The organism is Agriterribacter sp. (genome assembly GCF_035444585.1).
Taxonomy (GTDB): domain Bacteria; phylum Bacteroidota; class Bacteroidia; order Chitinophagales; family Chitinophagaceae; genus Agriterribacter.
On record NZ_DAOMOZ010000026.1, the window covers coordinates 21027 to 34405 of the forward strand.

Annotated in this window: 10 protein-coding genes and 1 pseudogene; 7 read left to right on the forward strand and 4 right to left on the reverse strand. The window is 45.3% G+C overall.

Annotation, left to right across the window (positions count from 1 at the left end):
- Window positions 1-163 precede the first annotated feature (163 nt).
- The 5 genes and pseudogenes from PLH26_RS04725 (at window position 164) to PLH26_RS04740 (ending at window position 6046) form a co-directional block, all read left to right on the forward strand.
- A complete protein-coding gene (locus PLH26_RS04725; protein ID WP_324584840.1) occupies window positions 164-1786 on the forward strand; it encodes a hypothetical protein in 1623 nt (540 codons plus the stop codon).
- 38 nt (window positions 1787-1824) lie between these two features.
- Complete coding sequence (locus tag PLH26_RS04730; protein WP_324584841.1) at window positions 1825-2682, forward strand: hypothetical protein; 858 nt, start codon at window positions 1825-1827, stop codon at window positions 2680-2682.
- A gap of 68 nt (window positions 2683-2750) precedes the next feature.
- Window positions 2751-2837 (forward strand): annotated as a pseudogene (locus tag PLH26_RS21725) (hypothetical protein); the annotation flags it as partial.
- Window positions 2838-3067: 230 nt separating this feature from the next.
- Window positions 3068-4564: a glycoside hydrolase family 30 beta sandwich domain-containing protein gene (locus PLH26_RS04735; RefSeq protein WP_324584842.1), complete on the forward strand. Its 1497-nt coding sequence runs from the start codon at window positions 3068-3070 to the stop codon at window positions 4562-4564.
- A 12-nt stretch (window positions 4565-4576) separates the two neighbouring features.
- The gene (locus PLH26_RS04740; RefSeq protein WP_324584843.1) at window positions 4577-6046 is read left to right on the forward strand and encodes a right-handed parallel beta-helix repeat-containing protein; all 1470 of its coding nucleotides are present in this window, start codon (window positions 4577-4579) and stop codon (window positions 6044-6046) included.
- Here the strand turns inward: PLH26_RS04740 and PLH26_RS04745 are convergent.
- The 4 genes from PLH26_RS04745 to PLH26_RS04760 all read right to left on the reverse strand — a co-directional run bounded on the left by PLH26_RS04745 (window position 6033) and on the right by PLH26_RS04760 (window position 10628).
- Window positions 6033-7031: a hypothetical protein gene (locus PLH26_RS04745; RefSeq protein WP_324584844.1), complete on the reverse strand. Its 999-nt coding sequence runs from the start codon at window positions 7029-7031 to the stop codon at window positions 6033-6035. The two genes, PLH26_RS04740 and PLH26_RS04745, sit on opposite strands and share 14 nt — an antisense overlap.
- Window positions 7032-7367: 336 nt before the next feature.
- Window positions 7368-8123: an SDR family NAD(P)-dependent oxidoreductase gene (locus PLH26_RS04750; protein WP_324584845.1), complete on the reverse strand. Its 756-nt coding sequence runs from the start codon at window positions 8121-8123 to the stop codon at window positions 7368-7370.
- A gap of 9 nt (window positions 8124-8132) precedes the next feature.
- Window positions 8133-8900 carry an SDR family NAD(P)-dependent oxidoreductase gene (locus PLH26_RS04755; RefSeq protein ID WP_324584846.1) on the reverse strand — a complete coding sequence of 256 codons (768 nt, stop codon included), beginning with the start codon at window positions 8898-8900 and terminating at the stop codon, window positions 8133-8135.
- Between the two features lie 15 nt (window positions 8901-8915).
- The gene (locus PLH26_RS04760) at window positions 8916-10628 is read right to left on the reverse strand and encodes an IlvD/Edd family dehydratase (RefSeq protein WP_324584847.1); all 1713 of its coding nucleotides are present in this window, start codon (window positions 10626-10628) and stop codon (window positions 8916-8918) included.
- An 839-nt stretch (window positions 10629-11467) separates the two neighbouring features.
- Here PLH26_RS04760 and PLH26_RS04765 point away from each other — a divergent pair.
- The gene (locus tag PLH26_RS04765) at window positions 11468-12595 is read left to right on the forward strand and encodes a zinc-dependent alcohol dehydrogenase family protein (protein WP_324584848.1); all 1128 of its coding nucleotides are present in this window, start codon (window positions 11468-11470) and stop codon (window positions 12593-12595) included.
- 35 nt (window positions 12596-12630) lie between these two features.
- The coding region (locus PLH26_RS04770; RefSeq protein WP_324584849.1) for an aldehyde dehydrogenase family protein at window positions 12631-13379 on the forward strand (749 nt) is incomplete at its 3' end.

Sequence of the window (13379 nt, forward strand, 5' to 3'; positions counted from 1 at the left end):
TTACTAAAGTTCTGCAAAATGCAACAATGCATTTCATGCCGGATCTGAATGTTTAAAAATTGATATGAGAAAGATAGCATCTCTTTTTGTCGGTTTTGTATCAAACTTTGCATTGCAAAGATTGTAGTTTTGAAAAACAATTTACAAACGAACTTGTTTATCTATGAAGTTTTTATTGAAAAGAGCAGCTGTTTTATGCTTAAATATACCCCTTGTTCTCTTCGGGATCGTGGCATCAGGACAAAGCAATAAGCTGTCTTCCAACAATGTAAATTATGGAGACGGGAATAAGCTTCCCCTGTTGATGCCTGATAATTTTGATTCCTTCCGGTTGGTATCCTGGCGGGTGGAACAGGGTGTGCCTGATGAGCACAACCCGCTTATAACCCCTGCTATGCCCTGGGATGCCGGCGGAATAATGGCGCATGGCACAGTTATCCATGACCCTATTGATGGATTATGGAAGGCCTGGCAGGTTTCAACGCCGGCAGAAGTAAGATATGAAGGACTGGAAGCCCGGCATGAAAGCCTGCGCCGGTTGACTTATTTAGAAAGTAAAGACGGAGTTAATTGGTATCGCCCGATGCTCCCTTTTGTTGGTTGGCCGGGGTACGACAGCACCAATATTATTTTTGATCTTAATTCCGGTGGAACTGCGGTGTATGCTTCCGTTATAGTGGACACTACCAAAAAAGAATGGCCTTATGAGATGTTTGTGCTGAGGTCTCCGAAAGCTGCAGGAATGACAAATAAAGTAGGTCACCTTCCGGGACCACAGGAAAAGCTGGGCACTTACCGGTACCGTTCAAAAGATGGGAAGGGCTGGGAGCTTGTGGAAGGACCTGTGGCGGCCTCCATAGGTGGCGGTGCAGATGTTTCTTATGTTTACCGGGAACCCGATGGGTCTTACATGTCTTATTATAAGACGTACCCTAAGTTGAGGCCGGGTGACCGGATCATTACCTACGACAATAACCCGCGTGGCGGCCTCCGTAGTATAGCCCGGAGAGTAAGCCCGGATGGCAGCAAATGGGGCAATGGAAATTTGGTACTTGCCCGTGACTGGCGCGATCCCGACTATGCCCAGTTTCTTGAACTTTGCCCCGTTAAAGTAAATGGTGGTTATGTTGCGCTGGTAACTTATTATGATGCGTCTATACAAACGATGTCCTTACAATTGGCAGCTTCCAGGGATGGGATAAACTGGTGGAGACCCGACAGAAGGCCGGCTTTGCCCAATCCCCCGTTGGGTGATTACGGCGGTGGCATGATCTGGCAGATGCATCATCCTATTATTAAGAATGATTCAATGTATGTGTATTATGCCGGGTCTGAGGGCCTTCACGGTGATTTCCACGACACCCGTCTTCAACCCCAGATCAAAGTGGGGGGGGAGCTGGTTAGTGGTATTCAAAAACCCACACTGCCATTTAATACCGCATTATGTCGCGCTTCGTGGCAGTCAGACCGGCTTTGGGCCCTGGTTCCGTCTGCAGGCGGACCAACATTGGGCGAAGCGGTAACCCGCTCCGAAAATCCCGCGGGTGGACGGCTGATGGTGAATGTGGATGTTAAAAATGGTGGCGATTTTCGTGCTGAGCTTCTTGACAGGAGGGGACGCCCGATCCCCGGGTTTACTGCTGAAGACTGTCAGAAGATCACGGGTGATCATCATAAGATTGAGATGAATTGGAAAGGAGGAAAAAATGCACCATCCGGCGCTGTCAAAATCAGATTTATTCTCCATAGATCCTTTCTCTACGGATATGACTGGAAAGCTGATTAAAACCTGTTTTGTTTAAATTAAATGTAACCGAAATGTCAATGAACTTCTACAGATCAATACCCATTTACCAATGTGCCGGTTTTATTCGCATAAAGAAGCATGGTTTCTACGCAGGCTTTTTTTTCTTTTTTCTTTTTTCTTTTACTGTGAAAGGCCAGCAGGCTTATGAGCTTGAAAGATTTACTATTGAAAAAATAACTCATCTGCAGGGCGTAGCTGTTGATGGCCGTTTTTTTTATGCTTTCAATGATAACGCAATAACAAAGCATCTCAAAACGGATGGATCAATGGTTGGGACATGGGACGGAAGTACGGATAGCCGCATAAAGCACCTGAACAGCGCCATTGTTATTAAGAACAAATTATACTGTGCCCATTCAAATTTTCCCGAATCTCCTATGGCCAGCTCAATTGAAATATTTGACACCCGCACCATGAAGCACATAGGCAGTCATAGTTTTGGGATATTTGCCGGCTCTGCCACATGGATTGATGAAAAGGATGGCTTTTGGTGGGTTGCGTTTGCCCATTACAGTGGTAAACATGCCAGGGAGGGCAGGGATAACCGATGGACCAGTTTGGTGAAGTTCAATAAAGATTGGAGCTCAATAGAATCGTGGATCTTTCCCAATAACGTATTAGAGGCATTTGCTCCCAACAGCAATTCGGGGGGTATCTGGAACAGGGACGGACTGCTTTATATTACCGGTCACGACAGGAAAGAAGTATATGTTCTTAAAGTGCCTGATATGGGCTATACACTTGAATATATAAAGACGATACCTGTTATAAATGAAGGACAGGGAATAGCAGTTGACCAATCAAAAAGAGACAGGGAAATTTTATATGGAATAACCCGGAAAGGAAACCAGGTGGTAGTACAGGAAATTAAATAGTAAATCTTAATTCAAATAGCACAAAAAATTGCCGCCGGGTTTAAAGACCTGAACCTAATTCATGGAATGAATGGACGGAAGGCAACTGCCCGGAGCCGGACGTTGTGCATAAAATGAAGTATCTCCGGGCGATTAAAACTGTATTTGGAAAATAAATAAAAAATGGATAATTCCTGTATATGTTCCCAATAGGGTTGAAGATACTTTTGAAAGAAATAGCTTCTCTTGTCCGGAGTTAACCGGGAGCAGATCACTTTTTGAAATGTGCAGGAGAAGCAGCAGTTGAAATAATGCCGGTTGATCCTTTCTGATGGAATGGTCGTCGCGGAAAGGCAACCGTTACACCCCGGGCCTGATTTTAACCCATAAACTTCAATCATTTATTATGAAAGTATATCAGATAGCTTTGGCCGGATTACTGCTCATCAGCGTTTTATCCTGCCAGCAAAGGAAGATAAGCGGGGGAACAGATACATCGTATACGGTGGAGGATCCCACCGGCACCAGTGTTCATGCTATCGGAGCAGAGCTGGATCCGCATTTTTTTTCTTACTGTATAGGGCATGCAGAAAACCCCGCTTCTGAAAATGACTGGAATATTGTTGTGGACCGGGTAAAGCAGTTAGGCATACAAATGTTCAGGGTTATGGTGCAGCCCCGGTGGTTCGAACAACTCAATGATGATAATGATCCGGATCATATCAACTGGGGCGGACTGGATTTTGAGACCCCCGAAATGAAGTCGCTTTACCGGGTTTTGGATTTAGCCCAGCAAAACAACATCAGCGTATTACTCGTTTCCTGGGGCTGTCCCCAGGGACATTTTTTAGCAGAGGGGAACCAGACTTCCAATGAGCAAAGCTGGATCGTGGGGCCTAAAAACGAAGCGGAATATGCTGAAAATCTCTCCATATTAATACAGCATCTCGTAATAAAAAAAGGATACACCTGTATCAGGGAGATCACACCTTATAATGAACCCAACCTATTTTATTTCATTGATGGAAAGGTGAATGCTGATGCCTATATTTCTATGTGTAAAAAACTGGATGCTAAATTTAAAGCCGATAAGATCCGGAGTGTAGTACGGTTTAATCTTGTGGATGAAAGTAACGGCTATGAATTTTTAGAAAAATGTGCAGGAGAGCTGCACAATGAGGCGGATCTGATGAATTCCCATATCTATTCGTTTGGGTATGAATCGCCCAATCATGATATCCTGAACTATGAGAGCAAGCACAGGAATGCCGTGCCTGCAGGGCTTCCGCATTTTATTGGCGAATTTGGTTCCAACCAAACCGTAGGCGCTTACCTGCAATCTGATATTGATGAATATATCAGAGGCGTATTTATTGTGAGGATGATGCTGAATATATTTAATGCCGGCGCAACGGGGATGAGTTACTGGAATTTGTTTGATGAATATTACTGGAAGGATGCGCCCTATGACGGATTAATGAAAACCGGCTTATGGCGGTACAAAAAGAACAGTTACCTGGGATCTGAATTTTTTGATCGCATACAGGAAGACTTTCAGCTTCGCCCGCAGTATTTTGCTTATGGCTTAATGACGAACCATGTGAGGCCCGGCGCAGCAATTTATCCCGTTAAAACAGATAAAGACAATGTAGCAGCATCCGCATTCCGTAACCCGGATGGCAGGTGGGTGTATGTAATAACAAATGAGCAAAGCGATGCATTGAAGATCTCGTTATCAAACCGGTTTCGTGGTAAGCCGGTGTTTGATGTGTTCCGGTATGTTGAAAAAGAGCTTCCCGCCGGCAATCAAATGATTGAGACCTCCGGTACGGCAGCACAGCGGGGCAGGGCTCTTCGCATTGAAGTACCGGCCCGGTCGGTTCTTTTACTTCATCAGCAATAATTTGACGTTGTCATGAAAAAAATAATATGGCTGTTGTTGTTGACATGGTACGCTTACACTGCGCTGGCATACCGCGGGTATGCGTATGATGACAAGCCCTACAAAGTATATTTAGACGAAAAAGAAATCAGGTGTTACTCAAGCTTCCGGCTTGACTTTAGAAATTCCACTACGCAATACCTGGGAGTGCCGGTGTCTCCTTCTTTTTATACTTTGTTTAGTATTGGTTCGCGCTCTGCAACGTTAAAAGTACAACCTCCGCCGGGGTTAATAAAAAACATCTCCAAACTGGTAATACGACCCTTATCCCTGGGAATAAAGTCAACCTGGAACGGCCGGGAACTGCAGATCACCATTGAGAAGCCGCAAAACTTTGTTATTGATGCACAGGGAGATGGTATGTATCCGCTTCAGATATTTGTAAACAGGTTCGCACCTGAAATCAACAAAAACGATGATGATGTTATTTATTTCGGACCGGGAATCCATGATGTAGGACAAATCGTACTTAAAAGCAATCAAACACTTTACCTGGCGGAAGGAGCTGTAGTACGTCCTTTGCCGCCGGCCGGTGATGAAAAAACTGTAATAAGAGGAGAAACGTTTTCCCTTGGCGAACCTATGATAACAATAACAGACGCGCACCATGTTACCATTAAAGGCAATGGAATGATAACGGCCGAAAGAGCCACCTACAACCGGATAAAAGCACAAATGATAAACGCGGTGAGAACAGATGGATTAAGGATTGAAGATATCCTTCTTGCAGACGCTAATGGCTGGAATATTCATATTTACAGTAGTGAGAATGCGATAGTAGATAATGTAAAAATATTGGGATATTATATCAATACAGATGCGATTTGCTTTAACGGCAGCAAAAACAGTATTGCCAGGAATTGCTATGCGCATATCAATGATGACGGGTATGAAGTAAAAGCTATGGATGAATCTATCCGCACCGAAAATATCAGGTTTGAGCACTGTATAATATGGAATGATTTCGGTACCGGCATGGGGGTTACTCACGAAGTAACGGGCAGGATCAAAGGAGTAAGCTGGAAAGATATAACAGTAATAAGATATGACCCCTTGGTGCACCCCAACTGGTTGTTGCACAGAGCTCCGGTATTTATACACGCTGTGGGGGGAGGAACGGTGTCTGATCTGAGCTTTGAAAATATTACGATCGAGCAGGCCCATTCCATACAGCCGATGATCCTGATCGACAACCAGAAAAAGCTGATAGCAACTGAAGAACATTTTATGATGAAAAAATATAACAGGATAGAGCACCTGAAGTTTAAAAACATTACCGGTTTAAAAATAGAATCTCCCGATATTGTAATATATGATGAAGGTGGGGGTTTTATTGATAAGATAAGTTTTGAAAATATATTTATGAATGGAGAAAAGTTAATGCCCGGCGACAGACGCCTGAAGATCAAAGGGAGCGAAATAAAAACGATCAATATTTTCTGATCACATCCACCAGCTCAGTCCTCCATTCCCCGTCTGCCTTCCTGATGCCGGTAGGATCAGTGGGAGTTCCCTGGTAAGACCATATCCACCAACCGGCAAAGCCATACTCTTTGCTCGTCTTTAGCTGCCATTCGAGGAGTTCTGCGGAACTGTACCTGCTGTAATCAAACATGGTGGCGCTCAATTCATCCTCATGCCCCGGACCTTTTAAATCGGTTGAAATAATACGGGAAACATTTTCCCTGCCGATAATATCTATAATTCGCTCTATATACTTAACACCATCGCTTGCGGGGTCGGTAAACGGGTAGGTAGTCATTACCCAATAGTCCGGCGGGAGCTCCAGGTCATCCACCAGCCACTTTTTTATGTTCACAAATGCAGCCAGGCGCTCATCGCTTGTTTTTTTGTTCCAATACGGATCATCAGCATAGATAGGCAATAATACCGGGGTGCCTTTTGGTCTTTTTCCCGCTTTTACAAAAATTGGCCACACATACTTTACGTACTGTTCTGTAACCTTTAACACATCGGGGCTCCAAAGATCAGGCTCGGCAGTGCCTAACAGGTAATTACCCGTTATCGTCCACAGGGCAATATTTTCCGGATGCTTCGTCTTTTCCTCTATATAGGTAATCACATCACTATACCACCTTGCCGATTCATCCCAGGGCGTATCATCTGCTACAGGCCAGTATGGTTCTCCCTTATGACCCACCTTACGCTGAGCAGGATTAATGGCATAGGGCACCCACCTGTTGTCTGCCAGATCGAGTTCCACCGATATGCCCGCTTCATGACAATCTTCAATAAACAAGGCTATCCCGTCTAAAAATACGGTATTGTAATAGCGCAGATCATCATCGGTCAGGATCGTATTCGGTTTCGCAGCGGGAGGAGCGGTAGCCGCTTTCTTTAATGTTAACGGTATAGGTATGAATAAAGAAACAAAGTTGATCCCGGCATCTTTAGCTAAATCATTCAACGCGGCTTTGACCTCTGCACGATATGCTTTATCATACCTGAGAAATATGGCGGATGGATTTTCAGGATGTGGGATCGTTGCAAGATGCGGATTAAAAAAAACGCCGCGGAGCCCGGCACTTTCAGAATGGGAGGTCCCGCTTTTAGTTTTTTGGGGTGCAGAGCAGCTAATCGAACCCAACAAAAAAACAAAAATAATTAATGAGCTGAATGTAGTCTTCATTTAAATATACCTTAATGCTTTATTAAAATCCCGTTCCCCGGTAAAACTAATTTTTTTAACAACGTCTGCCTTCCCGTTGCCGGGCATCCTTCGCATATCACAGCCTTCATGATGTTAAGTACTTAATTTGATTACCCCGCCGTCAACGGCATAGTCGTTGCCCGTAATAAAACCTGCTTCATCACTGCATAAAAAAAGAGCCAAACCGGCTACTTCTGCAGGATCTCCCATCCTCCCGACAGGCTGATCAAGAGATAGCTTCTGAAAAATTGCCTGTTGATTATCAGGATAGTTCTTCGCAATAAATCCGTCAACGAATGGGGTATGTATACGAGCCGGAGATATACTGTTGCAACGTATATTAAAAGAAAGAAAATCTTTGGCCACTGAAAGCGTGATAGCAGCTACCGCACCTTTGGTCATACTGTACGCAAACCGCTCCGGCAAACCAACATGTGATGCCGTTGATGCAATGTTAAGCACACACCCTCCTTTTGTTTTCATATAGGGAATACAGGTGTGAAGCAGGTTGTATACGCCTCTTACATTCACATCAAAGAGCCTGGTAAATTCCTCAGGCGGGGTCGTTTCCACTGTTCCTATATGAGCAATACCGGCACTATTTACAATGATGTCCAACCTTCTCCTTTCTGCCATGATCTCACCGATTACCAACCGCACCTTCTCTAAGCTGGTAATGTTGCACTGCTTAAATATAATCTTCTCCGGCACCTTCTTTTCTGCTGATGGCGGATTCAGATCCAGTACATATACCAAAGCGCCCCGGCGTTGAAATAAACATACGATTGACTCGCCGATACCGCTTGCCCCACCTGTCACTACAGCAATTTTGCCATCTAATCTGAACATAACTTACACTTAAAAAGGAGAAATACTGATACTGCTGACTCCGCCATCCACAACGAGGTTTTGCCCCGAAATATGCCGTGAAGCGGGAGATAGCAAAAATAATGCGGCATTGGCGATATCCGTTGGTTCGGCAACACGCCCCGTAGGGATAACACCTGCCCATTGGGTTTCATAATTTTTATCAGCTGCCGTACGCTCTGTTTTAGTAGCCCCCGGAACAACACTGTTAATGGTGATACCGTACGCTGAAAGTTCGATCACCAGGCTTTTAACAAGCATTTCGATCCCCGCTTTGGTCATTCCGTATGCGGATAGTCCCTTGTGTGCCAGGCGGCCTGTTATTGAAGAGGTAAACAATATCGCTCCTGCACGTTTTTGTTTTATCATCTGTTTAGCGGCAGACTGTGCCAGAAAAAATGTTCCCTGCATATTAACTTTCACTACCCGGCTGAACGATTCCTGAGTAAACGCTAAAAAGTCTCCAAATAAGGTAATGCCTGCATTTGCCACAGCAATATCAACACTACCAAATTCCGATACGGCATGTTCAATCATCCGGGAAATAAACTCAGGTTCACTACAATCTCCCGGAAAAGCGGCACAAGCAGCATTTTCTTTTCTTATTGTCTTTGCCGCCATTGCTGCAAGGGCAGGGTCCTGATCATTGATTAACACCGATGCGCCGGCCCGGCAAAGCTGCCGGGCAATTTCAAAGCCGATACCCTGACCGGCGCCTGTTACAAGGGCTGTCTTGCCCACAAATACGTCTGAATACACCGGATCATATTTTAGTTAATGAGAATCTCTTGATACTTCGCTTCCGGATCCTCCTTTCAGAAAATCGAGGTCTGCTCCGAGATGAGGTTGTTCAACATGCTGTACAAACATATTAACGTAGCCCCGGTCGGCAACAGGTTTCGGCTTCTGTAACTGCTCCTTTCTTTCCTTCAGCTCTTCTGCCGGAAGAAGAACGTTTAAGGAACGCCCCGGAACATCAAGCGAAATCGTATCGCCTGTCCTCACAACGCTAAAGTTACCTCCCAGGGCAGCCTCCGGTGATACATGCAGCACTACCGTACCGAAGCCTGTTCCGCTCATCCTTCCATCTGATATCCTTACCATATCGGTAACTCCCTTTTCAAGCATTTTTTTTGGCAGGGCCATATTTCCTACTTCCGGCATGCCGGGATATCCTTTTAAGCCAACATGCTTCAATACAAGCACAGAGGTTTCGTCTACGTCCAGCGTTGGGTCATCAATCCTTTCTTTGTAATCTTCAATATTGTCAAAAACAAGTGCTTTTCCCGTATGCTGCAGCAGATGAGGTGATGCCGCAGAAGGTTTTATTACTGCTCCATCCTCGCATAAATTACCTTTCAGGATTGCCAATGCACCCGAATTATTAAAAGGCTCATCTATGCTTGCTATTACCTGTTTGTTAATGCTCTTTGCTTTCCCCAGGTTTTCGCCTATCGTTTTACCATTTACGGTGGGGAGTTGAAGATGCAAAAACTCCTGTAGCTCTTTTAATAAGGCCTGCAACCCTCCTGCGTAAAAGAAGTCTTCCATAAAGAATTCTCCGGAGGGCTGAAGATTGGCAAGTAAGGGGATCCCGGCAGACAGATCATCAAAATCCGACAATGTCAACGGAACATTTAACCTCCCCGCAATAGCTAAAAGGTGAATAACAAAATTTGTTGAGCCGCCGATTGCCGCATTGGCCATAATAGCATTCTCAAATGCCTGCCGGGTAAGGATATCAGACATCTTCATGTTCTCATGAACCAAACCAACAATTCGCCTCCCCGACACTTGTGCGAGCACTTTCCTTCTTGAATCCGCGGCGGGGATATCGGCGTTTCCCGGAAGCGCCAATCCAAGCGTTTCCACCATACAGGCCATGGACGAAGCGGTTCCCATAACAGCGCAATGCCCCTGGCTTCTACACATTGCAGACTCCATAGCGAGCATCTCTTCTTCTGAAATGGCTCCTTTTTTTAAATCACTGTTCAACCTCCAGAGGTCACTCGTACCAATTCCGGCTCCCTTATACCTTCCGGTAAGCATAGCGCCGCCGGAAACAACAATGGCAGGTATATCAACACTACAAGCACCCATTACCAGGGAAGGCGTTGTTTTATCACAGCCACACAATAATACCACTCCATCTATCGGGTTGGCCCTGATACATTCTTCAACTCCCATACTGGCCAAATTTCTAAACAGCATAGCCGTAGGCTTCATCAATGGCTCACCTAATGATATTGCAGGAAACTCCAGCGGAAATCCGCCTGCCTCCCATACGCCTTTTTTTACCGCTTCGCTTAATTCGCGCAAATGTGCATTGCACGGGGTAAGTTCACTCCATGTGTTACAGATCCCAATAACCGGCTTATTCCGGAACTCATCATCCGGGATACCCTGGTTCTTCATCCATGCCCTGTAGATAAAGCCATCTTTACCTTTCCTTCCAAACCATTCCCGGCTACGTAATTTATTTTCCATATTTCAATTGCTACTTCTCCTGCACATTTCAAAAAGTGATCTGCTCCCGGTTAGCCCCGGATAAGAGAAGCTATTTTTTTCAAAAGTATCTTCAACCCTATTGGGAACATATACAGGAATTATCCATTTTTTTATTTTTAAAAGAAACACCACAATGATATTGCTGTGCTCATCGGTTTTCCTTTTTAGCAGGCACCCCTACCTGATAAAATTATATATCCCTGCTTTTTTGTTTTGTCTTTCTGTTACTTTTTGTGGAAAAAGTAACCAAAAGCCCCGCCTGAAAGATCTTCAGATCGGGCAGGCACCCGAAAACGATTACAGCCCGTTTTCGGGAAGGGGCCTTGATTTGGCTTTTGTACTACTGTCACTTCAGCTATAGTACCCTAAAGCGTTATATTACAAATAAGGGAGCCCTCTTATCTTCGTTGATGATAAGCAAACCATAGCAGAATTCACAGTAACAATGCAGCCCGATCGAAGCTTCCGATCGTTCGGAACCGGTAAACGGCCGTACATCGTTTACCGGCGTGCTTTTAGCTTCCTTTTGCACGAGCCAAAAGGAAGAAAATGGCAATAAGCGCTGTATTGCTTCATAATTGAAGTGCATCTAACTAAAAACTCGCAATAACGTTTCAACGACATTCCTGGTCAGACCCCGGTTAAAATCAGGCTATATCCCTTGTTTTGCGGGCGCGCCCGCGGGAATAATTTGATGTACCTTCCGGCAGCCGGATGATTAAAATATTATATAATCAGGTAAACGATGTACTTTTTCCCCCCTGATGAAATAATATTTTTGCCGGACCGGCGCCCATATTCCTACAATAAGTTATTGCATGAAAATAAAAGCTGCTATATTAAATGAGATGGGGTTAGAGCGCCCCTATTGGCAAAGCAAACCACTAAGTGTGGAAGAGATCGAGCTTGACCCGCCCGCAAAAGACGAAGTGCTTGTGAAAATCCATGCTGCGGGACTTTGCCATTCTGATCTTTCCGTAATTGATGGTAATCGCCCGCGCCCGCTCCCTATGGTACTGGGACACGAAGCTTCAGGGGAAGTTGTTGAATGTGGGGATACGGTAAACGACCTGCAGAAAGGAGATCATGTTGTTTTTTATTTTCTCCCTTCCTGCGGTAACTGTATACCTTGTAAAACAGGAAGACCCGCCCTTTGTGAGCCTGGTGCACAAGCAAATGCTGAGGGGCTCCTTCTCTCGGGAGAGTCGAGGCTGAGGTCTCGCAAAGGCCATCTCCTTTCACATCACATGGGGGTTTCGGCTTTTGCAGAATACGCCGTAGTCTCGGCTAAGTCCATTGTAAAGGTTCCCGGCGACCTGCCTTATCAAATATCAGCTCTTTTTGGATGTGCTGTAATAACAGGAGTGGGAGCAATAATTAATACAGCAAAGCTGAGAACCGGGCAATCCGTGCTGATAACAGGACTTGGAGGTGTTGGATTTGCCGCTCTTTTAGGCGCCATTGCAGGTGGCGCTTCTAATATCATAGCAGCCGATGTAAATGCGCAAAAGAGAGATATGGCGCTTTCTTTAGGCGCTAATGCCGTGATCAACCCCTCAAATGAAAATGCAGTTGAGGAGTTAAAGGATATGACCCACGGAGGAGTAGATATCTCGGGCGAATTTGCGGGAGTTATCCCCGCTCTCGAATTTGCCTATAATTGCACCCGCAGAGGGGGTATCACCGTAACAGCGGCCCTGCCTCATCCTTCCCGGGAGATACGGATTTCTCCGGCCCGGTTGGTGGGAGAAGAAAGAAGCTTACTTGGTTCTTATCTCGGCAGCAGCATTCCATCGAGAGATATCCCGGCTTATATCCGGCTTTATCAGAACGGCAGGCTTCCCGTAGATAAACTGCTCACTCATACTTTGAAATTAGAGCAGATCAACGAAGGGTTTGAAAGGCTTGCAAACGGAGAAGCCATCAGGCAGGTTGTTGTACTTTAATATGTCTAAAACGTAACCCTTAATAAAGATCTTCGATGGATAATCTGATTAAAGCACAGGCCTATATAAACGGGCATTGGATAAATAGCAGCAACGGAAAAAGCTTCGATGTGATCAACCCGGCAACAGGAGTACCGATTGGGCGTGTGCCCGACATGGAAAGAAGTGATGTAACGAAGGCAATCCGTGCTGCGGAGAATGCATTTGAGGCCTGGAGCTCCCGAACAGGAAAAGAAAGAGCGAAAATCCTCAGGAAATGGTTTGAATCAGTCGTCTCATCTACGGAATCACTTGCCAGGATAATCACGCTTGAATCCGGGAAACCCCTTGCGGAAAGCCGGTCAGAAGTTGCCTATGGTGCATCGTTCATAGAGTGGTTTGCCGAAGAAGCCAAAAGGATATATGGCGATACGATACCGGCAACCGATAAAAATAAAAGGATTATTACGATCAGGCAACCGGTAGGGGTTTCCGCTGCCATCACCCCGTGGAACTTTCCCCTTGCAATGATCACCAGAAAAGCATCGCCGGCGCTGGCAGCCGGCTGCACTATGGTTATAAAGCCGGCCGAAGCAACACCATTAACTGCATTGGCGCTTGCACAGTTGGCCGAAGAGGCAGAAATACCGGCAGGAGTATTCAACATTATCACTTCGCTTAACAGCAGCGAAACTGGAAAAGAGTTTTGTGAAAATCCAACGATCCGTAAACTTTCCTTCACCGGATCTAAAGGAACCGGCAGGATCCTTGCAGCCCAATGCGCCGGAACGGTCAAAAAGCTATC